At 69.5% G+C, this 25,085-nt stretch carries 20 protein-coding genes; 12 read left to right on the top strand and 8 right to left on the bottom strand.

All coding sequences use genetic code 11. The features are described from left to right. Positions 1-50: 50 nt before the first annotated feature. Positions 51-1,532 (bottom strand): saccharopine dehydrogenase NADP-binding domain-containing protein, encoded by a 1,482-nt coding sequence (locus tag F4553_RS33140; protein WP_184844224.1) that lies wholly within the window; start codon positions 1,530-1,532, stop codon positions 51-53. After that, positions 1,532-2,656, bottom strand: coding sequence for a type III PLP-dependent enzyme (locus F4553_RS33135; RefSeq protein ID WP_184844221.1), 1,125 nt, complete (start codon positions 2,654-2,656; stop codon positions 1,532-1,534). The genes F4553_RS33140 and F4553_RS33135 overlap by 1 nt, the downstream gene beginning before the upstream one ends. 118 nt (positions 2,657-2,774) lie before the next feature. On the opposite strand from F4553_RS33135, the gene F4553_RS33130 reads away from it, so the two are divergent. After that, a complete protein-coding gene (locus F4553_RS33130; protein ID WP_184844218.1) occupies positions 2,775-3,962 on the top strand; it encodes a hypothetical protein in 1,188 nt (395 codons plus the stop codon). Here the strand turns inward: F4553_RS33130 and F4553_RS33125 are convergent. Further along, positions 3,952-4,428: a winged helix-turn-helix domain-containing protein gene (locus F4553_RS33125; RefSeq protein ID WP_312875477.1), complete on the bottom strand. Its 477-nt coding sequence runs from the start codon at positions 4,426-4,428 to the stop codon at positions 3,952-3,954. The two genes, F4553_RS33130 and F4553_RS33125, sit on opposite strands and share 11 nt — an antisense overlap. A gap of 330 nt (positions 4,429-4,758) precedes the next feature. On the opposite strand from F4553_RS33125, the gene F4553_RS33120 reads away from it, so the two are divergent. The 3 genes from F4553_RS33120 to F4553_RS33110 all read left to right on the top strand — a co-directional run bounded on the left by F4553_RS33120 (position 4,759) and on the right by F4553_RS33110 (position 10,751). Then, positions 4,759-9,042, top strand: a complete 4,284-nt coding sequence (locus tag F4553_RS33120; RefSeq protein WP_376776355.1) for a S8 family serine peptidase — start codon at positions 4,759-4,761, stop codon at positions 9,040-9,042. Positions 9,043-9,355: 313 nt separating this feature from the next. Beyond that, a complete protein-coding gene (locus tag F4553_RS33115; protein ID WP_184844209.1) occupies positions 9,356-10,099 on the top strand; it encodes a hypothetical protein in 744 nt (247 codons plus the stop codon). A 124-nt stretch (positions 10,100-10,223) separates the two neighbouring features. Continuing rightward, on the top strand, positions 10,224-10,751 hold the full coding sequence (locus F4553_RS33110; protein WP_184844206.1) for a DoxX family membrane protein: 528 nt from the start codon (positions 10,224-10,226) through the stop codon (positions 10,749-10,751). Between the two features lie 90 nt (positions 10,752-10,841). On the opposite strand, the gene F4553_RS33105 is transcribed toward F4553_RS33110, so the two are convergent. After that, positions 10,842-13,190, bottom strand: coding sequence for a M4 family metallopeptidase (locus tag F4553_RS33105; RefSeq protein ID WP_246467547.1), 2,349 nt, complete (start codon positions 13,188-13,190; stop codon positions 10,842-10,844). Positions 13,191-13,346: 156 nt separating this feature from the next. On the opposite strand from F4553_RS33105, the gene F4553_RS33100 reads away from it, so the two are divergent. Beyond that, the gene (locus F4553_RS33100) at positions 13,347-13,889 is read left to right on the top strand and encodes an SMI1/KNR4 family protein (protein WP_184844203.1); all 543 of its coding nucleotides are present in this window, start codon (positions 13,347-13,349) and stop codon (positions 13,887-13,889) included. 87 nt (positions 13,890-13,976) lie between these two features. Here F4553_RS33100 and F4553_RS33095 read toward each other — a convergent pair whose 3' ends face one another. Continuing rightward, positions 13,977-14,732 (bottom strand): alpha/beta fold hydrolase, encoded by a 756-nt coding sequence (locus F4553_RS33095; protein ID WP_184844200.1) that lies wholly within the window; start codon positions 14,730-14,732, stop codon positions 13,977-13,979. 81 nt (positions 14,733-14,813) lie between these two features. Between F4553_RS33095 and F4553_RS33090 the strand changes: the two genes are divergently transcribed. From F4553_RS33090 to F4553_RS33060, 7 genes are all read left to right on the top strand, one after another. Beyond that, positions 14,814-15,644 carry an isocitrate lyase/PEP mutase family protein gene (locus F4553_RS33090; RefSeq protein WP_184844197.1) on the top strand — a complete coding sequence of 277 codons (831 nt, stop codon included), beginning with the start codon at positions 14,814-14,816 and terminating at the stop codon, positions 15,642-15,644. Between the two features lie 19 nt (positions 15,645-15,663). Beyond that, entirely contained in the window at positions 15,664-16,053 is a 390-nt protein-coding gene (locus F4553_RS33085; protein WP_184844194.1) for a DUF7144 family membrane protein, read from the top strand. 40 nt (positions 16,054-16,093) lie between these two features. Then, positions 16,094-16,600: a GNAT family N-acetyltransferase gene (locus F4553_RS33080; protein WP_184844191.1), complete on the top strand. Its 507-nt coding sequence runs from the start codon at positions 16,094-16,096 to the stop codon at positions 16,598-16,600. Further along, complete coding sequence (locus tag F4553_RS42630) at positions 16,597-17,457, top strand: HAD family hydrolase (protein WP_184844188.1); 861 nt, start codon at positions 16,597-16,599, stop codon at positions 17,455-17,457. The genes F4553_RS33080 and F4553_RS42630 overlap by 4 nt, the downstream gene beginning before the upstream one ends. A 60-nt stretch (positions 17,458-17,517) precedes the next feature. After that, positions 17,518-18,144: a hypothetical protein gene (locus F4553_RS33070; RefSeq protein ID WP_184844185.1), complete on the top strand. Its 627-nt coding sequence runs from the start codon at positions 17,518-17,520 to the stop codon at positions 18,142-18,144. A 64-nt stretch (positions 18,145-18,208) separates the two neighbouring features. Next, positions 18,209-18,994, top strand: a complete 786-nt coding sequence (locus F4553_RS33065) for a class I SAM-dependent methyltransferase (protein ID WP_184844182.1) — start codon at positions 18,209-18,211, stop codon at positions 18,992-18,994. 55 nt (positions 18,995-19,049) lie between these two features. Beyond that, entirely contained in the window at positions 19,050-19,505 is a 456-nt protein-coding gene (locus F4553_RS33060) for a DUF3307 domain-containing protein (protein ID WP_184844179.1), read from the top strand. A 263-nt stretch (positions 19,506-19,768) separates the two neighbouring features. Here the strand turns inward: F4553_RS33060 and aspT (F4553_RS33055) are convergent, their stop codons facing one another. From aspT (F4553_RS33055) to aspT (F4553_RS33045), 3 genes are read right to left on the bottom strand one after another with little or no spacing between them, the layout of a single operon-like run. Next, entirely contained in the window at positions 19,769-21,463 is a 1,695-nt protein-coding gene (aspT, locus tag F4553_RS33055) for an aspartate-alanine antiporter (RefSeq protein ID WP_184844176.1), read from the bottom strand. Beyond that, positions 21,460-23,304, bottom strand: a complete 1,845-nt coding sequence (locus tag F4553_RS33050; RefSeq protein WP_184844173.1) for a bifunctional aspartate transaminase/aspartate 4-decarboxylase — start codon at positions 23,302-23,304, stop codon at positions 21,460-21,462. Before F4553_RS33050 ends, aspT (F4553_RS33055) begins: the two co-directional genes overlap by 4 nt. 35 nt (positions 23,305-23,339) lie before the next feature. Continuing rightward, on the bottom strand, positions 23,340-25,037 hold the full coding sequence (gene aspT / locus F4553_RS33045; RefSeq protein WP_184844170.1) for an aspartate-alanine antiporter: 1,698 nt from the start codon (positions 25,035-25,037) through the stop codon (positions 23,340-23,342). Positions 25,038-25,085 lie beyond the last annotated feature (48 nt).

Below are 25,085 nucleotides of genomic sequence, written 5' to 3'. Positions count from 1 at the left end.
GCCCCGAGTGCGGAGCGCTCGGGGCCGTCAACGGGAGGGAGTGCGGACCGCTACTTCAGGAGGAAGTTGCCGAACGCCCAGGGCTCGTCCGTGTTCGCCGCGGACTTGTAGTTGGCGAAGGGGTCGTAGCCGTTGTCAGCGGGAGTCCAGGTGGTGTGCACCGACGGGGTCGGACCGAGGTAGGGGTTCGCCACGGCCAGGACCGCCTCGTGATCGAGATCGTCCGGGACGCAGAGGCCCTGGGTCGGGTTGGCGACGATCCAGTAGACCGCGCCGAGGACCGAGGCCGCGACCTGCAGCGTCGTCGCGTTCTGGTGCTGGACCAGCTCGCGGGTCTCGGCGATGTCGAGCTGCGAGCCGACCCACCAGCCGTTGAGGTCGTGGCCCATGAGCAGCACGCCGAGCTCGTCGCGCCCCTCGGTGATCTCGTCGTTCATGATCCGCTGGTCGGTCTGCAGCTCGTAGCCGCGCATCCGGCACTCGTGCAGCGAGTTCATCGCGGCGTCGGTCGGCAGGTAGGCGTAGTGCACCGTCGGGCGGTAGACCGCCTCGTCGCCGTCCCACACGGTCAGCTTGTCGCTGATCGTGAACGCCTCGCCGTGCCGCACGACCATGCCGACGATCGGACCGCCCAGCGGCACCCACGACTTGACGTAGGTGCTGATGCCGGTCTGGGCCAGGCAGATCTGGTTCTTGGGACCAGTCGGGTGCTCGTGGGCACCGGCGGGCAGCTCCGGCTCGTGCGTGCCCCAGCCCATCTCGGCCGGCGCGACGCCCTCCTCGAAGAAGCCCTCGACCGACCAGGTGTTGACGAACTCGCCGACCTGCTTGGGCTTGTCCGAGACCTGGGTGTCCCGCTCCGAGATGTGGATGACCTTGGTCCCGGTGTGCTGGGCGAGGGCCGCGTAATCGCGGTTCTCCAGCGCCTCGTTGAGAGCGGCGGCGCGCTCCGGTGCGAGGGGCTGCGGCAGCCGCTCGGGCTCGGTCAGCATCGCCGTGGCGATGTCGGCGAGCGCGACCTTGGTCCAGTGCGACACGAGGCCCGGGTTGGCACCGTGCTCGACGACCGCGGTCGGGCCGTTGGGGCGCCAGGTGGCCGCGCGCTCGCGCAGCTTCATGTGGCGGTGGTAGAGCGTACGCGTCGTCGGGTCGCTGTCGGCCTGGCCCGCGTACGGGTCCCAGAGCTCGACGGACGTGTCGACGTAGAGCACGCCGTTGTCCTGGCACCACTCGATGATGTCGCCGGTGTCGATGTTCCAGCTCAGGTTGATGAGCAGGTCACCGTCGCCGAGCTGCTCGCCGAGGACGGCGTGGATGTTCTCCGGGGTGATCTTCTCCCGGACGTAGCGGGCGCCCGAGGCGAGGGTGTCCGGCACGTACTTCGCGTTGTCCTCGAAGTCCATCACGGTGAGGCGGGTGAAGTCCATGTCGAGGTGGCGCAGCAGCAGCGGCTGCAGGCACTGCGACACCGAGCCGCAGCCGAGCAGGAGGATCCTGCCCTCGAACTTCAGGGACGGTATGGCTGTGGTCATCAGGAATCTCCGATGCAGATGGTGGCGAGTGGCGGGAAGCCGTTGAAGGCGGCCGACGAGTAGGTCGCGGTGTAGGCACCGGTCCCCTGGATCTCCACCAGATCGCCCGGCTGCAGCCCGAGTGGCAGCAGGTAGGGCGTGTTCTGGTAGAGGATGTCGACGCTGTCGCAGGTCGGACCGGCGAGGATCACCGGACCGGCGGGCGCGTCATCGTGGGCGGTGGAGATCCGGTAGCGGATCGCCTCGCCCTCGGTCTCGGCGAGGCCGCCGAAGCGGCCCACATCGAGGTAGACCCAGCGTTTCTCATCGTCGTGGGACTTGCGCGAAACCAGAACCACCTGGGTACGCAGCACGCCGCTCTCGGCCGCCACATAGCGCCCGGGTTCGACGATGATCCGGGGCAGCCGAGCACCGAAGTGCTCGTCGGCACTGGACTGGATCGCCTTCGCGAAGTCCTCGATCGGCGTCACCGGCTCCGCGTACCCGACGGGGAACCCGCCGCCGACGTTGAGCAGGGTGAGCTCGATGCCCTGGTCGCGAAGCCGGGCGAAGACCCCGGCGGCCCGGGCGACGCTCGGGGCCCACTGGGCCGGATCGAGCTGCTGGGAGCCGACGTGGAAGGAGACCCCGATGGGGTCGAGCCCGAGTTCGCGTGCCTGCGTCAGCAGCTCGACGGCCATCTCCGTCGAACAGCCGAACTTGCTTCCCAGCGGCCACTGGGCGTTCACCGTCTCGACCAGCAGGCGGCAGAAGACCTGGGCGCCGGGCGCGTGCTCGGCGAGTTTGGTCAGCTCCGCTTCACTGTCGAAGGCGAACATCCGCACGCCCCGCGCGTAGGCGAAGGCGATGTCGGCCGATTTCTTGATCGTGTTGCCGTAGGAGAGGTTCTGCGGCTGGGCACCGGAGGCCAGGCAGAGCTCGATCTCGGCGGGACTCGCCACATCGAAGGAGGAGCCGAGCGCGACCAGCGTGCGAATGACGCTGGGCTCGGGGTTCGCCTTCACGGCGTAGTAGATGGCGGTGTCGCCGAACGAGTCGGCGAGGCGTCGGTACCGGTCGGCCGCTATGCGGACATCGATGACCAGGTACGGGGTTTCCTGGACCACTGTGCTCGGGCTGGTCAACTCGCTAAATCTCCCAGTGTGGGTTGTGGGAACGCACGGACGCGCAAGTCTACGAGCGGCAGATGAACGGACCTAATCAACGGACGGAGATCAAAGTCATACCCCTACCATCGGTTCCGTGCGATTGACGCGAAGCGCCACCCTGCTCGGACTCGTAGGCACGCTGATCCTCTCAGGTTGCGGGTCGCCCGCGTCACAGGCGGGGCCGACGGGCGAGCCGCTCCCCGAGCCGCCGACCGCGAGCGCGGGGCTCGGCGATTCGACCGCGGCACCCGAGCCGAGCCCGTCGGCCACACCGTCGGCGAAGCCGCTGCCCGCGGCGGGCAACCCGGGCGGCCACGTCGCCGTACCGGCCGAGGGGCGCGCCGTGGACACGAGCAGGCCGACCCGGACCGTGGGCGACGGCACCCCCGCGAGCTGCACCTCGGCCGCCGTGGTCGCCGCCGTCGCGAAGGGCGGGATCATCACCTTCGCCTGCGGCTCCGCACCCGTCGTGATCACCATGGCGGCGACGGCGAAGGTCCGCAACGCGGCGAGCCGGACGATCGTGCTCGACGGCGGCGGGCGGGTCACGCTCAGCGGCGGCGGCAAGCGGCGCATCCTCTACATGAACACCTGCGACGAGCAGCAGGGCTGGACCACGTCGCACTGCAACGATCAGGACCATCCGGTCCTCACCGTGCAGAACCTCACCTTCGCCGAGGGCAACTCGACCGGCGAGCGGGGCGAGACCGAGGGCGGCGGCGCGATCTTCGTGCGGGGCGGCCGCCTGAAAGTGGTCAACTCACGATTCGTACGCAACCGGTGCGACTCCACCGGTCCCGACCTCGGCGGGGCGGCGATCCGGGTGCTCGACCAGTCCAAGGATCTGCCGGTCTACATCGTCGGCTCGACCTTCGGCGGCGCGGCCGGGCAGGGCGGGATCTGCTCCAACGGCGGCGCCCTGAGCAGCATCGGGGTCTCCTGGGTCGTGCTCAACAGCATCATGAGCCACAACAGCGCCATCGGGAAGGGCGCCAACCCCGCGCCGGCGGGCTGGCCGGGCGGCGGCAGCGGCGGCGCCATCTACCTCGACGGCAACCGCTTCACGCTGCGCATCGCGGGCACCATCGTGGAGAACAACCGGGCCAACGAGGGCGGCGGTGCGGTCTTCTTCGTCAGCAACGACCGCACCGGCACGATGAGCATCGAGTCGTCGGTCCTGCGCGGCAACAGGAGCGTCGCGTTCGAGACGGCGGGCCTGCCGGGCATCTTCTTCCTCGGCGCCCGCAAGCCCACCATCACGTCGTCGACGCTCAAGAAGTGACGGTGAGCCGGTAGCCCACGGCGCGGACCGTCTCGACCTCCATCTCCTGCCCGACCGCTCGGAGCTTGCCCCGCAGGCGTTTCACGGCCGAGTGCAGGATCGAGGTGTCGCCGAGGTAGGCGCCGCCCCACACCGCGGTGAAGAGCCGCTGATAGGTCCAGACCTCCAGCGGCGGCACGGCAAGACAGCCCAGCAGGCGGCGCTCCAGCCGGGTGAGCGGCAGGGGCTCGCCCCGCCAGGTGACCCGATAGCCCACCGGGTCCACGACGAGGTCCCCGACGGTGAGCACGCCGTCGGGGTGCAGCGGCGCTTCGGCGGGCGCCACCGGAAACAGGATCGTGCGGACCTCTTCGAGGTCGGCGCAGATCAGCACCACTCCGTGCGGGTCGAGCTGGCGCACCAGCTTCTCCCGCACGGCGACGTCGGACGTGACACAGACGATCAGGGGTCTATCCAGAAGTTCCACGCAACCTCCCCAGTTGGCTGCCGAGCACTCAGCCAATCGGATTATGTCGATGAAGTCAACCGGGAATCTAGTCATTGACCGGATACTGACGACATTCGGCACCGATTCGCCCGCGTACTGCCCGCGAGTTGCCCGGCCCACGCCATTGATGACCGCCACTGCGAAACAAGAGCATGACTGCATGTGTGCGAGCGGCTCCGGAATCCCGGAGACCGCTACCTCAAAGGGGAGGAAAGTATGTCAAAACCCTCACGGAGCTTCGGCTCCGGGGCGGCGCGACGACCAGCTTGGCTGATCGTGGCGGTGTCGGTCCTGCTCACCCTGGGACTGATGCCGGCAACCGCAGCGACAGCGGCGACGGCGACGGCGCAGGTCAATCCTGCACTGCTCGCCACGCTGGAAGCCGGTGGCACCACCGACTTCCTCGTCTACCTGCGCGAAACGGCCAACCTGAGCCCGGCGGCGAGCCTGCCGGCGGCGCAGCGGGCCCAGCGGGTCTACTCCGAGCTCACCGCGACCGCCAACCGGGCACAGCTGCCCGTGCGCGAGTTGCTGACTGAGCGCAAGGCGTCCTTCAAGCCGTACTGGATCGTCAACGCGATCTGGGTAAACGGTTCCAAGGCGCTGGTCGAGGAGCTCGCGGCCCACCCGGCCGTGTCCCGCATCGAGCCCAGCAAGTCCTACCCGCTGATCCAGCCCTCCCTCGGCACCACCGAGGCGACCGTCAACGCGATCGAGTGGGGCATCAGCAACATCAAGGCTCCGCAGGTGTGGAGCGAGTACGGTGACCGCGGCCAGGGGATCGTGGTTGCCAACATCGACAGTGGCGTGGCTTTCGATCACCCCGCGCTCGTCAACTCGTACCGTGGCAACGTGGGTGGGGGCACGTTCAACCACAACTACAACTGGTTCGACCCGGCGGGCATCTGCCCGAGCCCCGTCCCGTGTGACAACAACGATCACGGTACGCACACGATGGGCACCATGGTCGGCAACGACGGCGGAGCCAACCAGATCGGCGTCGCCCCCGACGCCAAGTGGATCGCGGCGAAGGGTTGCGAGCTCACCAACTGCTCCGACGCCTCGCTGCTCGCCTCGGGTCAGTGGGTGCTCGCACCGACCGACCTCAACGGCAACAACCCCCGTCCGGACCTGCACCCGGACATCGTCAACAACTCCTGGGGCGGCGGCGGCGGCGACCCGTGGTACGAGGCCACCGTCAACGCCTGGATCGCGGCGGGCATCTTCCCGATGTTCTCCAACGGCAACTCCGGTCCCGGCTGCAACACCGCCGGCTCCCCCGGTGACTACCCGCAGTCCTACGCCGCGGGCGCCTACGACATCAACAACAACATCGCCAGCTTCTCCAGCCGCGGCAAGTCGGGCATCGACAACGGCCTCAAGCCGAACATCGCCGCCCCGGGCGCCAACGTGCGCTCCAGTGTCCCCGGCGGCGGCTACGCGGCCTTCAGCGGCACCTCGATGGCCTCGCCACACGTGGCCGGCACGGTGGCGCTGATCTGGTCCGCGGCGCCGAGCCTCAAGGGTGACATCAACGCCACCAAGGCACTGCTGGACAGCAGCGCGATCGATGTCGACGCCACCACCTGTGGTGGCACCGCCGCTGACAACAACGTGTTCGGCGAGGGGCGTCTCGACGCCTACGCGGCGGTCACGAACGCTCCGCGGGGCCCCAGCGGCACCGTCACCGGCACGGTCACCGACACGACGACGGGTACGCCGATCGCCGGCGCCACCGTCTCGTCCGGCAGCCGTACGGCGACGACGGCGGCGAACGGCACCTACTCCCTGGTGCTCTCCGCCGGTCCGCAGCCCGTGACGGCGGCGAAGTTCGGCTACCACTCGCAGACCGTCACCGTGACGGTCGTCGACGCCTCCTCGGTGACGCAGAACTTCGCGCTGCTCTCGGCACCCTCGGTGACCGTCAGCGGCAAGGTCACCGACGGTTCCGGACACGGCTGGGCGCTCTACGCGGCCATCACCGTTCCGGGTCGCCCCGGCGGGCCGGTCTTCACCGACCCGATCACCGGCAACTACTCGTTCACCGTTCCGGGCAACACCACCTATGAGCTGTCGACCTCGGCGAAGCTGCCGGGTTACCAGACCAAGACGACGTCGGTGACGCTCACCGGCGCCAACAAGGTGGTCAACATCGCGCTGCCGGTCGATGTGGCCTGCACCGCGCCCGGTTACTCGGTGGGCTTCGGCACGCCGATCCTGAACGAGACGTTCGACAGCCTGGCCCTCCCGGCCGGGTGGACCAACGTCAACAACGGCGGCACCGGCGTCTGGTCGTTCAACGACCCGGGCGCGCGGGGCAACCTGACCGGCGGCACGGGTGGCTTCGCCATCCTCGACAGCGACAAGGCCGGCTCGGGCAACACCCAGGACGCGTCGCTCGTCACGCCGGTGCTGGACCTCTCGTCGGCGACCTCGCCGTACCTGAAGTTCAACTTCGACTACCGCGCCTTCAGCAACAGCATCGCGGACGTCGACGTCACCACCAACGGCACGACGTGGACCAACATCTGGCACCAGACCACGACCGCCCTGCGCGGCCCGCGTCTGGAGCAGCTGGCGGTCAACGCGCTGGCCGGAGCGGCCACCGCGCAGATCCGGTTCCGCTACAAGGGAACCTGGGCCTGGTGGTGGGCGATCGACAACGTGCAGCTCCTCAACCGCAGCTGCACGCCCGTCCTCGGCGGTCTCGTCGCGGGCTTCACCACCGACGCCAACACCGGCGCCGGCCTCAACGGGGTCACCGTGACCTCGGGCGACGTCCCGGCGGAGAAGGCCACCTCGGCCGCCACGCCGGACGACGCAGCGATCGGCGACGGCTTCTACTGGCTCTTCTCGAGCGCCACCGGAGCCCACCCGTTCACCGCCGCCAAGGCGCCCTACACGTCTCTGACGAAGTCGGTCACCGTCGTGGCGGACAGCGTCAAGCGGGCGGACTTCGCCCTGAAGTCGGCCCGGCTGACGGTCAGCCCCACCACCGTGCAGGCCTTCCAGCCGTACGGTTCGGTCCGCAAGACCACGGTCACCGTTACCAACACCGGTAGCGCCACGGCCAACGTCGAGCTGGTCGAGCGGGGCGGCACCTTCGAGCTGCTGAACCGGCCCGGCGCGGCCCTGGTGATGAACCAGGTCCCCGGCGGCAAGGTCAGCAAGTCCATGACGGGCGTCGCGGCCACCGGTACGCCGGCCCAGGCACCCACCGTGGTCGGTCCCTGGACCTCGATCGCCGACTACCCGGACGAGGTCTTCGACAACGCTGCGGCGACCTTCGACGGCAAGGTCTACTCCGTGGGTGGCGGCACCGGCTCGGGTCTGGAGAAGAAGCTCTTCGTCTACAGCTCCGAGACCAACACCTGGGCGGCGCTCGCCGACATGCCGACGGGTCGGGCCAAGCCCGCAGCCGTCTTCACCGGCGGCAAGCTCTACGTCCTCGGCGGCTGGTCCGCCGATGGTGACCCGGTCGCCACGGTCGACGTCTTCGACCCTGCGGCGGGCACCTGGTCCACCGTGGCCGGAGCGGTCAACCCCGCGCCTGCCTCGGCGGCCGGTGTCGGCCTGGTCAACGGCAAGATCTACCTGGTCGGCGGGTGCGCGAACGACGTCTGCGACACCACCACCGACACGGTGATCTTCAACCCGGCCACGGGTGCCTTCAGCGCCGGTGCGGACTACCCGCAGACGGTCGCCTGGATGTCCTGCGGCGGCATCGGTGACAAGGTCTACTGCGCCGGCGGTTCCGGCTCGGCGGACTACACCAACGGTTTCGCCTACGACGTCGCGGCCGATTCCTGGGCCCCGATCGCCGACATGCCGATCGACCTGTGGGGCTCCTCGGGCGCCTCAGCCGGCGGCCTGCTGGTGCTCGCGGGTGGTGTGACCGGCGGTTCGACCGCGATCACCAACCGGACCCTCGCCTACGACCCGGCGGCGAACGCCTGGATCGCGGCGCCGAACGCCCAGTTCGCGCTCTACCGCGGTGCGGGTGCCTGCGGTGCCTACAAGGTCGGCGGCTCGCCGTCGTCCTTCGTCGGCTCCGCGGAGTCGGAGTTCCTCGCTGATCTGGCCCTGTGCGACGAGCCCACGGACATCCCGTGGCTCTCGGCCGCGCCGACGCCGTTCACGCTGGCCGCAGGCAAGTCCAAGACGGTCACCATCACCCTGACGGCGACCGCCGCCGCGGGGGTCGCGCAGCCCGGTGTCTACACCGGACAGCTCGCCCTCAAGGCCGACACCCCCTACCCGGTCTCCCCGGTCGACATCGAGATGAACGTCTCGCCGCCGGCCACGTGGGGCAAGATCACGGGCACGGTGCTCGGCCAGTCCTGCAGTGGTGCCACCAGTGGCGTCAAGGCGATCGTCCGGCTGAACCTGATCAGCACCCCGGGCGTCGGCTACACGCTGAAGGCCGATGCTCAGGGCAAGTACGCCTACTGGCTGCCGAAGGGCACCTACCAGGTGATCGTCGCCAAGGACGGGTGGATTCCCGAGGCCGTGAACGCGAAGGTGGAGGCCGGCATCGTCCGGACGCTCGACTTCACGCTCGACCCCGAGGTCCCCTGCCCCAGCGGCGTCTGATCCATCCGCTAGCAAGCGACGGCCGCCAGACCCTTCCCGGTCCGGCGGCCGTCGCCGTCTCCGCGCTCGAAGTCAGCTCGATTCCGGCTCGTGGTGTGCTCGATGGCGATCCCGGCCATGATTGCTGCTCAGGGGCTTTCCTCATCGGATATTGTCCGATTTGCGGAATATCCACGTCCATAACGCCGAATGGCGGTTAATAGTTTCGATCATTCGACTGAGTGGCCACATGGACTGGCAGAGCTAATGTTTCCAGGTGGAACGCGTCGGGTAGCAACTCGACGAGGATCGCTGAATGCAAAAGGAGCACATCATGGCCGCATCGGAGAAGGTTGCCAGCAAGGCAAAAACCGTCAAGGAGAAGGTAAAGGAGACGGTGGCCAAGGCGACCGGCAAGAAGGGCGCGGCGAAGGCCGACACGAAGAAGGCCGATTCCAAGAAGGCCGCCGCGGTCGTCGAACCCGTGGCCGTCGTCGAGCCGGTGGCGGCTAAACCGGCGGCCAAGGCCGCCAAGACCGTGACGGCGAAGGCCGCCCCCGCCAAGGCGGCACCCGTCAAGGCAGCCGCGAAGGCCGCCCCTGCCAAGGCTGCACCCGTCAAGGCAGCCGCCAAGGCCGCCCCCACCAAGGCCGCCCCGGCGAAAGCCGCCCCCACCAAGGCGGCACCGGCGAAGTCCGCGGCGAAGGCGGCACCCACCAAGGCCGCCGCCCCCACCAAGGCCGCACCGGCAAAGGCAGCTCCCGCCAAGGCAGCCGCCACGAAGACCGCCGCCAAGGCAGCGCCCGCCGCGAAGACCGCACCCGCGACGGCCGCGCCCGCCAAGAAGACCGCGACGAAGGCCGCCGTCAAGGCAGCACCGGCGGCGAAGGCGACGAAGGCCGCCGCCGCGAAGGCGGCTCCGGCCAAGGCTGCGCCGACGAAGGCCGCACCGGCGGCGAAGAAGACGACGGCAGCCACCGCTGCGAAGGCCGCACCGGCCAAGGCTGCTCCGGCGAAAGCCGCTGCGACCAAGGCCGCTCCGGCGGCGAAGAAGACGGCAGCGAAGGCCAAGAAGTAGACCACCTTCGACGCGCGGGGCGAGACACCCGTCTCGCCCCGCGCATTTTAGTCCCGCAGTGCCGCTGAGCAGCTAAAATATGACATCCAGCCGATCAGCCGCTGGACGCTCCTACGATCCGCTCATGACCACTGCACGCGTACAGCCGGGCCGGGACGGCTACGGACTCATGCGGGGCAGCTTCGGCGACGTCATGTTCGCCGTCACCCGCGTCGCGATCGGCTTCATCTTCCTCTGGGCGTTCCTGGACAAGCTCTTCGGCCTCGGCAAGTCGACGCCGTCCGAGAAGAGCTGGCTCAACGGCGGATCGCCGACCGCCGGCTACCTGTCCAACCTCAAGGGCACCTTCGCCGACACCTTCTCCGGCATCGCCGGCAAGGCCTGGGCCGACTGGATCTTCATGCTGGGCCTGCTCGGCCTCGGCCTGGCCCTGATCCTCGGGATCGGCATGATGGTCGCCGCGATCGCCGGCACGGTCCTGCTCGTCCTGATGTGGATGACCGCGCTGCCGATCTCGAGCAACCCGTTCCTCGACGACCACATCATCTATGCCCTCGTCATCATCGCCATCGCGGCGACCGGGGCCGGGCTGCGCTACGGCCTGGCACCGTGGTGGCGCCGTGTCACGGCCGGGCAGCGCTGGCTCTGGTGAGACGGGCGAGCGGCGGACCCTGACTACCGGGGAGTTCGTCAGGGTCCACCGCCGTGGCGGAGCTAACCGGATGCCGTGCTGCTCAGCGCGTCAGCACGCGCCCCCATCCGACCAGACCGCCCACGAGCCCGGCGCCCCCGGCACCGCGCCCGTCGACCACCACGTCGAGTTCCACTTGCGACCGCTGTAGGAGACCTGGTCGCCCGGTGCGTACCCGGTGGTGGCGCTCCACTCAGGCAGACCGCCGCAGCCGCCGCCACCGCCGCCCGAGACCGTCAGCGTGAAGGTCGCGCTGTGGGTCGCCGAACCCGTGCCGGTCACCGTGAGCGTGTAGGTCCCGGCCGCCGCGGTCGCCGAGACCGCGATCGACAGGGTCGCGCTGCCGCCGGAGGTCACCGATGCCGGGCTGACGCTCGCCGTGACACCGGTGGGGGAGCCGGTGACCGACAACCCGACCGTCTGGGCGCTGCCCGAGGTGGTGGCCGTGGCGATGGTCGACGAGGTGGAGGCACCCGGCGCGACGGTCGCCGAGGACGGCGAGAGCGACACCGAGAAGTCGTCGCCCGTCGGCACCGAGTTCACCGTCACCGTGTAGCCGGCGGTGTGGGTTCCGCTGGTGCCCGTACCCGTGATGGTGATGGCTTTCGCCCCGAGCGCGGCGCTCGCCGACGCGGTGAGCGTGAGCGTGCTGGAGCCGCCGGAGGTGACCGACGCGGGGCTGAAGCTCGCGGTGACGCCCGTCGGCAGGCCGCTCGCCGAGAGGTTGACCGTCTGCGCACTGCCGGTGGTGGTCGCCGTCGAGACGGTCGTCGTCACCGAGGAGCCGCGCGTGACACTGCCGGCAACCGGGCTGACGGCGATGGAGAAGTCGTTGCCGGGCGCGGTGGAGCACTGGGCCTCACCGGCCTGCGCGGGGACGCTGACGGCGTTCCAGGCGGCCTTGACGGTGTTGCACTCGGCCGAGTTGGCACCGTAGAGGTTGACGGCGGCCTGGAGCGTCGCGGTACGCACGTTGACGTATCGCCACGCCGACGTCTTCATGTTCAGCGCGGCCATGTAGATCTTGCCGGCCTTCTGGATGCCGATGCCCGCGACCGTGGAGCTGTTGCAGGTCGGGCTGCTTGGGTTGCCGCCGCCACCGGCGGAACCGATCGCGGTGAGATAGAACCAGTGGTTGTTGGGCCCGGCGGCGGCGTGCACCTCGGTGCTCGGGATCGCCGAGGAGTAGCAGCTCGGGTCGCCGTTGGTGGCCGGGTTGTACATGTAGCGGATCGGTCCGCTGCCCACCAGGTTGACCTCCTCGCCGACGGTGAAGTCGGCCGGGTCGTTGGGGTTGTCGGCGTACGCCTCGGTCAGCGCGCCGAAGATGTCTCCGGTCGACTCGTTGAGGCCGCCGTTCTCGTTGCCGGTGCCCGCGCCGCCCGGCGTGGTCTGGAAGATGGCGTGGCCGAACTCGTGCGCCACCACGTCGATCGGGGTGGCCTGGCCGGTGTTGGCCTGGTTGTGGCCGAAGTTGGTGTAGCTGCCGTTCCAGTAGGCGTTGACCTCGTTGAGGCCGACCCGGGCCGGGAAGCCGCCGCCGGAGCCGTTGATGCCGCTGCGCCCGAGCCAGGCGCCGAGCATGTCCCACTCCTTCTGCACGGCGTAGAGCGCGTCGACGCAGGCGGTCTCGAGGTTGGTCCCCGAGCCGTTGCCCCACGCGTCGTCGGTGCCGGTGTAGGCGGTGCCGGTCTGGCCGCCGCAGCGGATGCCGCTGCGCGTCGTGTCCGTCATCGACCAGGACGAGCCGGAGCCGCTGGTGCCGATGGTGACCGAGCCGTTGTAGTAGCCGTTGCCGCTGCCCTCGCGGACATACTCCCTCGACTGCGCGACCTTGCCGGTCAGCGCGTCCACGTAGACGTGCCGGCGGCTCGGCCCGGTCGCGGTGGCGCCCTCGACGAGCACCTCCCAGGCGAGCTTCGTGGTGGCGGCGTTGCCGTCGGCGAGCACGACGAGCGTCGGCTGCCCGGCCGCGTCGACGCGGGCGAGCTGCGCGCGGGCGGTCGTGACGGCGGCTGCCTTGGCGACCTTCGGCGTCACGCCGGGCAGCGCGAGCCGGTGCCGCAGCGCGGAGGTGGTGCTGCGGACGTTGCCGGCCGCGTCGGTGACGACGACCGCGTCGCCGCCGACCACCGGCAGGCCGCGGTAGGTGCGCTCGTAGGAGACGTACTGGAAGCCCTCGCTGCCGCCGACGACGGAGCGGCGCAGGTAGGACTCCTGCGGCCCCTTGGCGAGGGCGTCGAGGCCGCTGCTCGCGGCACGGTCGGCGGCGATCGCCGCCCGCTGCGCGCTGGTGGGGCCGCCGGTGGGCGGCGTGGCGGTCCGGGCCTCGGATGTGCCCGGCATGATGATCAAAGCCAGTCCGGCGGCCGTGACGAGTGCCACGAGCGCGGTTGGCATAGCCGTGAGTTTCACGGGATGGAGCTCCTTCCGCATGGGGGTAAGGCGAGAAGCAGCTATCTGTTTAGTTTCCTAAGAAATAACTTTCAATGAATCAAGGTGGCGGCAAGGGGGTGGCAAGGGACCGGCACGGAGGTTCCGGCAGGATCGGCGCTCATGGACCACTTCGCCACCCTGCTGGCCCGCATCACCGGACGCGCCCTCGATGACGAGGAGGAGCTGCCGGCGCCCCCGACCGAGGCCGCGATCGCCGAGGCCGAGGCGGCCATCGGCTTCGCGCTTCACCCGCTGCTCGCGGCCGTCTACCGCCGGGTCGGCGACGGCGGGTTCGGCCCCGGCGAGCTGCTGCTGCCGCTGCTCGGAGACGGCACGACGGAGTCGGCGGTCTCCGCCTACCTGACCAGCCGGACCGAGTTCGCCGGGACCGAATGGGCGTGGCCGGAGGGCGTGCTGCCGATCCTCACCTGGGGCTGCGGCATGTACGCCGCCGTCGACTGCCGCGCCGAGGCGGGCACGGTGCTGCTCTTCGAGCCCAACCCGGGCGACCCGGACCAGGCGTGGTGGATCGACTCGCCGAGCCTCGACGCGTGGTGGGCGCACTACGTCGAGGACTCCGGCTGGTGGGTGGCGGCCGAGGAGGGCGAGGACTACGACCAGCTCGTGCCGTGGCCCGACGCGAAAGCCCGCGCCGCCCGGTAGGACCGACCCCTTAGGACCGACTCTTCAAGAGTTGCGGCGGTCTTGGGCGCGCGGCAGCGCGCAGCAGCGCACGGCGTGCCGGAGCGGTCAGCGCGGCTGCGACGAGAGGAACTCCAGGAGGAGCGGGTTGAAGCGGGCCGGGTGCTCCAGGCTCGGCAGGTGGCCCGCCCAGTCCAGGACGGTGTGGCGAGCGCCGGGGATCTCCTTCGCGAGATGTGCCGCGATCTCGGTGAAGTAGTCCAGGTCGTGCGCGCCGGAGACGACCAGCGTCGGTGCGGTGATGGCGGCGAGGTCGTGGTCGGCGTCGGGCGAATCGACCTCCGGGGCGTCGATCTGCAGGTCGAAGGCGCGGCGCTGCATCACCCCGACGAATTCGCGGGTCGGCGCCGTCGCAGCCGGACCGACCCAGGTCGCCACGTTGAGGGCGACCGCGGCGTCGAGGTCCCGGGCCTCGATCAGCTCGTTCTCGCGCGCGCCGAAGGCGGCCACGTCGGCGGTCTTCGGGTGGCCCTGGGCGCCCGCGCAGACCAGGGCGAGCGAGGCGATCCGGTGCGGCCAGCGGGCCGCCACCTCCTGGGCGACCCGGCCGCCGAAGGAGGCGCCGACCAGGTGCACCGTGGCGAGGTCCAGCTCGTCGAGGAGGGCACGGACGTCGTCGGCGTCGGAGTAGGCGGCGGTGGGGGCGGGCGTGTCCCCGTACCCCCGGAAATCCGGCCGGAGCACCCGGAAGCCGGCGGCGAGCAGCGGGGTTGTCTGCGGCTGCCACATGCGGCGGTCGCAGACCGACGAGTGGAGCAGCAGCACGACCGGCCCGGAGCCTTCAAGATCATATTTAAGTGTCATCCGGCGAGCCTATGCCGATCGTGGCACGCACCTCACTCGATTTCCCTGGCGCGGGCCCGCGGCGGCTGATGGACTGGGCGCATGCCGATCAACGACCGCGCGCAGCTCTTCCGCTCGTTGCACACCGCAGTCAACCCGCTCCGCCTCGCCAACGCGTGGGATGTCGCGAGCGCGCGGGTGATCGAATCGATCGGTGCCACCGCGATCGCCACCACCAGCGCCGGAGTGGCGTGGAGCCTCGGCTCGCCCGACGGCGACGAGCTCGACCGCGACCGCGCGCTGGACCTGATCGCGCGGATCGTCACGGCCGTCGGAGTGCCGGTCACGGCCGATATCGAGAGCGGCTTCGGCGCGAGCCCGGAGGCGGTCGCGACGACGATCGCGGGCGTCCTCGATGCCGGTGCGGTCGGCGTCAACCTGGAGGACTCGCTGCGCGGCGGACCGTCGCCGCTGCGGCCCGCGCAGGAGCAGGCCGAGCGGCTCGCGGCGGCCCGGGGCGCGGCCGACGAGACGGGCGTCGAGCTCTACATCAACGCGCGGATCGACACGTTCCTGCGGCTCAGCGACCCGGCCGGGCGGCTCGACGAGACGCTGTCGCGGGCCGAGACCTACCTCGCGGCGGGCGCCGACGGCATCTTCGTGCCCGGCGTGGTCGATCCGACGACCGTCGCCGCGCTGGTGGACGGCATCGCCGCACCGCTCAACATCCTCGCCGGGCCGGGCTCCCCCGACCTGGGCGCCCTCGGCGCGCTCGGCGTCGCCCGGGTCAGCCTCGGCTCCTCGATCGCGGCGGCGGCGTACGCCGTGGCGAGGCGCGCGGCCGAGGAGTTCTTCACGACCGGCACGTACTCGTCGCTGGCCGGAGCGCTGGCGTACGGGGAGATCAACGAACTCCTGCGCAAGCACGCATAGTGGACATAGCCTTCGAAGTATGACTACTTCGAACCGTCAGGCACTGGCCAGGGGTGGACTGGTCTTCGCGGCGACCATGTTCCTGATGCTCGGCGTCTTCCAGGTCGTGCAGGGCCTGGCCGGGATCATCAAGAGCGAGTTCTTCATCACCACCAGGAACTACGCCTTCACCATCGACACCTCGGTCTGGGGCTGGATCCACTTCATCCTCGGCCTCCTGATGGTCGCGATCGGCTGGTTCCTCTTCTCCGGCGCCACCTGGGCCCGGGGCGCGGGCGTCGCGGTCGCCGTCGCCTCGGCGATCGCCAACTTCTTCTGGCTGCCCTACTACCCCTGGTGGGCGCTGCTCATCATCGCGCTCGACGTCTACGTGATCTGGGCGCTCACCACGGCCCGCTTCGACGACTAACCGGCTTGCCCGCGTGCGGGCGAGCCGCCAGGGTGGACCTGTGCTGATCAGACGCGAAACTCCCGCAGACATCGACGCCATCCGAACCGTCACCGCAGCCGCCTTCCAGCGCGTCGACGAGGCCGCGCTCGTCGACGCGCTGCGGGCCGACGACACCGCGTGGCTGCCCGCGCTCTCCCTCGTCGCGGTCTCCGCCGCCGACGGCTCGGTGGTGGGGCACGTGCTGGCCACCCGGGCCACGGTCGACGGCGTACCGGTCCTCGGCCTCGGCCCCGTCTCGGTCCGCCCCGACCACCAGGGTCGCGGCGTGGGCTCGGCCCTGGTGCACGCGGTGCTCGGCGCGGCCGACGCCCTCGACGAGCCGCTCGTCGCGCTGCTGGGCAGCCGCGACTACTACACGCGCTTCGGCTTCCGCCTCGCCGCGGACTTCGGCATCACGCCGCCGGTCGCCGAGTGGACACCCCATTTCCAGGTACGCGCACTCGCCGCCCACGATCCGCGACTACGCGGCACCTTCGCCTACGCCGACGCCTTCGACGACCTGTGATCCGGGTCGTCGCCGTCGACCTCGACGGCACGCTGCTCCGCTCCGACACCACCGTCTCGACGCGTACCGTGGCGGCGCTGCGCCTGGCGGCCGACGCCGGTGCCCGTGTCGTCATCTCGACAGCCCGGCCGCCGCGCTTCGTCGACGTGCTCGCCGCGGAGACCGGGATCACCGGGATCGCGGTCTGCTGCAACGGCGCGGTCGTCTTCGAACGGGGCGCCGCGCATCCGGGCGACTCGGATTCCGGCGGCTTGGATTCGGGCGGCCTGGATTCGGACGGACTGGATGCTCGCGGGGTGCGCATCGTCGGCGGGCTGCCGATCGCCACGGCGATGCGCTGTGCCGAGGTGATCCTCGAGCTGCTGCCCGACGCGGGATTCTCCCTGGAGACCGGGAGCCGCCTGCTCTGCGAGCCGCGCTACGGCTATGTCTCCAGCCGCTCCATGGGCCGCGTTCACGTCGCCTCCCTGGACGAGCTGTGGCGGGTCGCCGAGGCGAGCGTGAAGCTGCACGCCTGGTCACCGGCGCCGATGACGGACTCGCTGCACGCCGCCCTCACCGCCGCGCTGCCCGCCGTGGAGTGCGCCTACTCCGGCGGCACCGGCACCTTCGAGGTGACCGCGGCGGGCGTGACGAAGGCGAGCACGCTCGCCGCCCTCTGCGCCGAGTGGGGTGTCGACAGTCAGGAGGTGATCGCCTTCGGCGACATGCCCAACGACCTGGCGATGCTGCGCTGGGCAGGCACCGGGGTGGCCGTCGCGAACGCCCATCCGGAGGTGCTGGCGGCCGCTGATCGGCACACCGCGAGCAACGATTCGGACGGCGTAGCCATGGTTTTAGAACAGATTTTCGGTTAGAATGTGTGTACGAACAAAGGCCGCTGACCTGCAGTGACACCCCTTCTCTGAGGAGCCGCAGTGACCCTTCCGTACGCAACTCTGCTCGCCTTCACCCGCTTCGTCGACCGCACCGGACCCGCGAAGGCGTCGTTCGTCTGCGGTCTGCGGCGCCAGCGCGAGTCGGGCGGCGGATTCAACCCGCACGGCCAGCTCATCAAGGCCCTCAAATCCGACATTCAGTTCCGCACGGGCGGCACGCACCTCGGTGAGGTCGCACACACCGTGCGTCCACATTGGCAGCGCCTCTACGCGGCTCTCACCGAGGGCGCCGCGCGCTATGTCAAGTCCCTCGGCGACCCCGCCGACGTGTGGCTCATGCCGACCCACGAGGCGCTCGCGATCGTGGGCGACCTGCCGGTCAAGGTGACCGCCCACTTCGGCCTGCGCTTCGAGGACGGTCACTCCGAAGCCGTCCGCCTTTACTTCGACGAGCAGCCTCCCACCAAGGAGATCGTCACCGCGACGCTGCACCTGCTGCAGGCGCACATGGCACACATCCTCCCGCACGCCGAGCCGGTCCTGGTCGACGTGCGACGGGGAGTGACGCACCGCATGCAGCCCGTGGGCAGCAGCGCGAGTGACGTGGACCGCTGGCTCGCGGGAGAGGCCGCCGGGTTCTCGGCGATCTGGCGTGCCCCGGTCTAAGCGGCGATTCCGGGGCCCTACCGTGATATGCGCGTTCCGCGCCGAAGCGGTAGGGTCCCCGCTTGTGACTAGCGAGCGGACGCAGGGCCTGGTTTTCGGCGAGGTCGCCGACGAATTCGACCGCATCCGGCCGGGTTACCCGGCCGACCTGGTGAAGGACGTCCTCACCTATACGGGTGCGCACGGCCTCGACATCGACCTCGGCGCCCTGGAGATCGGCGCGGGCACCGGCAAGGCGACCTCGGCCTTCACCCAGCACGGTGTGACCGTCACCGCGATCGAACCCGACCCGGCCATGGCCGCACTGCTCTCGCAGCGGCTCCCCGACGTCTCGATCGAGCCCATCTCCTTCGAGCGGTTCGTCTCCGCGCAGCGCTTCGGCCTGCTCTACTGCGCGCAGGCCTGGCACTGGACCGAGCCCGCCACCCGCTGGCAGTCGGCCTCCGCCGCGCTCGCCCCCGGTGGCACCCTCGCCCTGTTCTGGAACTACGACCGCATCGCCGACGACGCCCAGCGGGCCGCCGTCCGCGAGGTGGTCGCCGAGATCGCCCCGCAGCTCCTCTTCGAGTTCGACGACGAGCCCGCCGGCGACCAGGACCTCGCGACCCTCTGGCCGGGCACGGACATCGTCCGCCAGCCCGACTTCACCGAGCTCGCCACCCACCTCTACCTGTGGGACCGCACCATCTCCGCCAGCGACTACGTCGCCTATCTCGGCACCCACTCGACCTTCCGGATGATCGCCGAACCGGTGCGCGACAAGCTCTTCGCCGCCATCGAGGACCGGCTCGCCGCCCCGATCACCCTCGCCGTCGAGACGGTCCTCTACCTCGCTCGCCGGACGGGTTAGCAGCTATACACATTTATACGCAGAGCACCGGGCCGTTTCGGGGCACGCTCGATACATGCCAGACACGGCCGCAACCTTCGCCTGCGTCTTCGTGGCGTTCTACGCCGCGCACACCGTCGGTGACCACTGGATCCAGACCGAACGGCAGGCCGCCCGCAAGGGCCTGCCCGGCTGGGCGGGGCGCCGCGCGTGCCTGGCCCACGTCGCGACCTACACCGCCACCCTGCTCGCGGCGCTCACCGCAGTGTGGCTCGCGCTGGACCTGCCACTGACCCCGTGGCGGGTCGGGCTCGGCCTGGCGGTCTCCGCGATCACCCACTACATCGCCGACCGCCGCGAGCCCCTGCGCATCCTGGCCCGCTGGACCGGACACGCCACCTTCCACAGTCTCGGCCAGCCCCGCCCCGGCCACGACGACAACCCCAGCCTGGGCACCGGCGCCTACGCCCAGGACCAGTCCTGGCACGTGGCCTGGCTCTTCATAGCCGCCCTCCTCACCGCCACCCCGTAACCCAGCGCGGCGCGGCGCGGCGGAAGATCACACCTTCTTCAGGGAAAGTGGTGTGATCATGGGCCGTGATCAGCCCTTCTTCCCCGAAGAAGGTGTGATCACGGCGACCGACACTCGCTCGCTTCGACCAACGCGGAGCGGAACTTAGGACCAACTCTTGAAGAGTTGCGGCGATCTTGGCCTCTCCCCGTTTTGCAGCAAAGCGTGCCCTGCTGGCGACAGCAGGGCACGCTTTGCTGCAAAACGGGGAGGCGGCCTCCGACCTACGAGATGGCTCCGGTCAGGGCGACCACGATGGGTCCGAGCAGTGGAAGGACCACATTGGACAGCGCGTACACGATCGTGTAGCTCATCAGCGGAGTCGTGTTCCCCGCGGCCTGCTGCACAGCCGTCGCCGCCGGCGTGGAGCACTGCTGACCGGCCACGGCACCCAGCGTCAACGGCGCCGGCAGCTTCATCAGCTTCCAGCCCACGAAGAGCGAGATCGACGCCGGGATCAGCGTCACCAGGATGCCCGCGATCGGCAGCGAGAAGCCGTACTGCTTGATGAGGTCGACGGCCTGCGGCCCGGACGACAGGCCCACCGCGCAGATGAACGTCGCCAGCCCCAGGTCCTTGACGACCTGCGCCGCCGCCGGGTGGTACTGCCCGTGCTTCGGGTTGCGCGCCCGCAGCCAGCCGAAGAGCAGGCCGGAGAGCAGACAGCCGCCACCGGTGCCGAGCGAGAGCGGGATGCTCCCCAGCGGGATCTCGATCTTGCCGATGAGCATGCCGAGGATGACGCCGATGGCGATGAAGATGACGTCCATCTTCACGCTCGGGTCGATGACGAAGCCGACGCGCGGTACGAAGCTGGCGAGGTCCCGCTTGGCGCCGGTGAAGCGCAGCGTGTCGCCCTGGTTGATCTGGGTGCCGTTCTGCACCGGCAGGTTGTGGTCCATCCGGCTGATCCCGGAGAGGAAGACGCCGTGGCGCTCCTCCTGCGGGATGGAGGCCCGGATGTCGCCGAGCGTCTTGCCGCCGTATCCGGGCGCGGTGAGCACGACCTCCTGGACATCGAGGTCGACGTTCATCCCCTCGATCCCGGCCCGCTCGGGGCCGATGACGCTGTATCCGTCGATGAGCTGCTCGCGGCGGCCGTGCAGGAGCACCACGTCTCCGGCGGCCAGCCGGGTCCCGGAGGTGACATCGAGGTTGGCCCCGGCTCGGCGTACCCGCTCGATGGCGATGCTCTCACCCAGCGCGGCCTCGACCTGACCGACGGTCTTGCCCGTGGCGAAGGTGACCTCGTGCGCGCGGCCGACGAGGTCGGGCAGCGCGGAGGTCGCGCCGCCCTCGGCGTCGCTGCCGCCGCCGAGCTTCTCCCAGAGCTTCGCGGCCTCCTCGCGGAGGTTGACCCGCATGATCGCGGGCGCGAACTGGCTGGTGAAGAGCACGATCGTGATCAGACCCATGATGTACGAGATGGAGTAGGCCGTGCCCACGTTGCCCTGCAGCGTCTTGATCTGATCGGCGGGCAGGTCGAGTTTGGCGATCGCATCCGTCGCCGTGCCGACCACCGCCGATTCCGTGGCGCCACCGGCGAGCAGCCCCGCCGCGGTGCCCTGGTCGAGGTTGAGGATCGCGGTGGCGAGCCCGACCACGACGAGGATCGTGACGACCTCGACGATGGTGAAGATGCCGTATTTCAGGCTGTGCTTGTTGAGGCTGGCGAAGAACGACGGCCCCGACATGTAGCCCAGCGTGAAGATGAACAGGGCGAACGCGATGTTCTTGACCTGGCTGTTGAGGGTGACCCCCATCATGCCGACGAAGATCGCGACGATCAGCGTCCCGGCGACGCCGCCGAGGGAGATCTTCCAGAACTTGATCTTCCCGAGGGCGAAGCCGAGCGCCAGGCAGACGAAGAGCACCAGCCCTTCGACCGAGTTGAAGAGATCGGTCAACCAATCCTTCATCGCTTCTCCCCGTCACGGGAGGAGGCACGCGCGCCCGCCCTGGTCGAGGTCGACTTCGCCGCCGGGGCCTTCTTCGCGGCGGTGGTCTTGGCCGACGTCGACTTCTTCGAGTCGCTGCTGCTCGACGGCTTCGCCGCGGCGGTCTTCTTCGCCGCGGGCGCTGCCTTCTTCGACGCGGCGGGAGAGGCCTTCTTCGACGCGGCGGCGGGCCGGGTGCCCGATCCCGAGCGGGACTGCTCGAACTCGTCGCGGTAGCCCTCCATGACCTCGCGCAGGCCGGTGCCGATCTTCTCGTACGCCTCGTAGCGCAGGTTCGCCAGGCTCACCCGGACGCTCCACTCCGGACCGTCGAAGCCGCCGCCGTTGAGCAGCACGACCGAGCCCTTCTCGGCGAGGCGGAAGATCGGGTCGACGGGCTCGAAGTTCTCGACCATCCAGTCGGCGAACTCGTCCCCGACCGCGCGCCGCACGTAGCTGAGCAGGTCGAGCTCGACGTAGTAGTGCGCGGCCTGCCGGTCCTTGGGCAGCTTGACGCCCATCCCCTTGACGAGGGCGTGCAGCCGCCGCTGGATGATGGTCTGGCAGACCTGCTTGTAGTCGTCGGCGCCGTCGAGCAGCGCGAAGAGGCTGAACAGCCCCATCTGCACCTGCTGCGGCAGCGAGAGCCCGGCGGTGTGGTTGAGCGCGACCTGCCGGGAGTCGGCGACGATCCGGTCGATGAACTTGATCTTCTCGGGCTCCAGGGTGAGCGTGCTGTAGCGCTCGTGGAGCTGCGCCCTGCGCTTGGCCGGCAGCTTCGCCAGCTTCTCCTCGAAGATGTTGTCCTGGTTGATGGCGATGACGCCGAGGCGCCAGCCGGTGCAGCCGAAATACTTGCTGAAGGAGTAGACGCCGATCGTGTGCCGGGGCACCGTCGACATCAGCGACTCGAAGCCGTCGACGAAGGTGCCGTAGACGTCGTCGGTGATGATCGTCAGGCCCTTGTTCGTCGTCTCGGTGATCTTCTTGATCCGCTGCCGGGTCTCGGCCGACAGCGCCACCGACGGCGGGTTGGACGGGTTGACGAGGAAGACCGCCTTCACCTTGGGGTCGGCGAGCTTGTCGATCTCCCCGTCGGCGAACTGCCAGGTGTGGAAGCCCTCGTCGTCGATGCGGTCGGCCTTCAGCTCGATGACGTTGAACTCGTATCGCTCCAGGTGCGGGATCTCCAGGTACGGCGTGAAGATCGGCGTCATCAGCGCGATCGTGTCGCCCTTGTCGAGGATGCCGTTGATCACCGCCGAGTCGAAGAGATAGCACATCGCGGCCGTGCCGCCCTCGACGGCGTAGATGTCGAAAGGCTTGTCGGGCTGCTTGCCGTTGCACATCTCCTTGACGAGGTACTCGTGCACGACCTTCTCGATGTGGGTCAGCATCCGGTCCGGCTCCGGGTAGTGGTCGCCGATGATCGCGTCGGTGAGCTCCCAGACCCACGCGTCGGCGTCGAAGCCGAGCTCCTTGACGCCGTAGTCGACCGATCGCCGCAGCAGGTCGGCACCGCCCTCGGCCTTGTTGGCCTTGAGGAAGTCGGCGAACCGGGCGGCGATGCCGGGCTTCTGCGGCATGCCGCCGACCCCGTCCCACTCGTCCCAGTCGAGGCGCGCCTCGGCGACGCCGAACCTCCCGAGCAGGAAGAACGCCTCCCTCGGCTCGGTCGCGGTCCAGTTGGGATTGCCGCGGCCGGCATTGAGCATGACGATGGCGTTGAGCTTATTGTTCTCGTCGGCGAGCTCGATCAGCGAGTTCTTCAGCTCGAACGGGCTCAGGCTCTGCAGCCGCTTCTGTTCCGCGCGCGTGGTCATGACTCGGTTCCCCCGTGGTGTGATGGTGTGAGATCTCAGGCGAGCAGGGCGACGATGACCGTGCCCCAGATGGTGAGCAGCGTGTTGCCGATGGCGTAGGGCACCGTGTAGCCGAGGACCGGCACCTTGCTGCGGGCCGCGTCGCAGACCGCGCCGATCGATGCGGTGGTGGTGAAGGTGCCCGCCGTCGCGCCGATGTTCGTCGCGGACGGCCACTTGTAGACGAGCTTGCCGAAGAAGAGCGTGAAGAGCATCGGCAGCAGCGTCACGACGAGCCCGGCGAACAGCAGGCCGACCCCCTCGGACTTGACGCCGGAGATGAAGTTGGGCCCGGACTGGATGCCGACGATGCCGACGAACATGCACAGGCCGCCGGTGTCCATCAGCCACTCGGCCGCGGGCGGGAACTTGCCGAAGGTGGGGTTGCGCGAGCGCAGCCACCCGAAGATCAGGCCCATGATGAGCGCGCCGCCGCTGGTGGTGAGGCCGATCTTCGCGCCCGCGATGGCGATCGTCGGGATGCCGATCAGGCCGCCGAGGAAGATGCCGAGCCCGACATACGAGTAGTCGGTCTCGTCGCTGCTGCGGTTGGGCTTGCCGATCTCGGGGATCGCCTTCTCGACCAGCTCCTTGGGGCCCTCGACGGTGATCTCGTCGCCCCGGTGCACCACGGTGGTGATGCCGAAGGGGATCTCGATCCCGGCCCGGACGATCTTCTTGACGAAGAGGTTGCGGGCGGCCGGGTGCTGCGCCAGCTCGGCGAGGGTCTTGCCGTCGAGCTCCTTGCGGGTCAGCACGATCGCGAGCGACTCGATGTCGTATCCGAGCAGCTCGCTGTCGTCGACCTCGGAGCCGACCGCGGTCATCTCCCCGGCGATGAAGTCGCTGTGGTTGGCGGTCACCGTCACCACGTCGCCCGCGCGCAGCACGGTGTCCGGTGTCGTGAACGCGAGCTCGTCGCCGCGCCGGTAGCGCTGCAGGAAGATCCGCCGGCCTCGGCTCGCCGCGAGCTCCTCCTCGGCCCGCACGGTGACGCCGTCCAGCTCAGACCCTTCCACCACCCGATAGGTACGCCGGACAACCTGCCGGTAGGCCGGCTGGCTGTCCGCGTCGTGGAAGGTGCCGAGCTTTTTCTCCATCGCCGAGCACTCCGCGGCGAGGTCCTTCGTGCCGAGCATCTTCGGCGCCCACTGCGAGAGGAAGTAGGCGGCCGCGGCGGTGCCGAAGAGGTAGCAGACGGCGTACCCGACGGGGATCTGATCGATGAAGGTCTTCTTCTGGTCGTCGGGGATCGAGGTCGAGGCGTTGATCGCGTCGGTGGCGACGCCGATCACCGCCGACTGCGTCAGGCCGCCGGCGAGCAGCCCCGCGCCCCAGCCGGGGCCGTAGCCCATGATCTTCGCCATGGCGTAGGCGACGCCGAGGCCGACGAGGCAGCCGAGCACCGCGACGACGAGCTGCGGGATGCCGTCCTTCTTCATCGCGGCGAAGAACTGCGGCCCGACGCGATAGCCGAGCGCGAAGAGGAAGCCGATGAACGCCACGGTCTTGACCAGGTCGGGGATCGTGATGTCGAGCTGCCCGACGAGTACCCCGGCGAGCAGCGTCCCGGTGACGGCACCGAGGGTGATGCTCTTGAAGCTGAGCTTGCCGATGAAGAAGCCCAGCGCCAAGGTCAGGAAGATCGCGAGTTCGGGGTGGTTCTGCAGGGAAGTCTGAAACCAATGCCACATCGCCGCACACCCCTCCTAGAGCGCCATGCGGCCGACGCTATCAGGGCA

Origin of the sequence: Allocatelliglobosispora scoriae, from assembly GCF_014204945.1 — a bacterium.
Taxonomy (GTDB): Bacteria; Actinomycetota; Actinomycetes; order Mycobacteriales; family Micromonosporaceae; genus Allocatelliglobosispora; species Allocatelliglobosispora scoriae.
The sequence above is the reverse complement of the archived record's forward strand: the minus strand, read 5'-3'. Positions and strand labels throughout refer to the sequence as shown.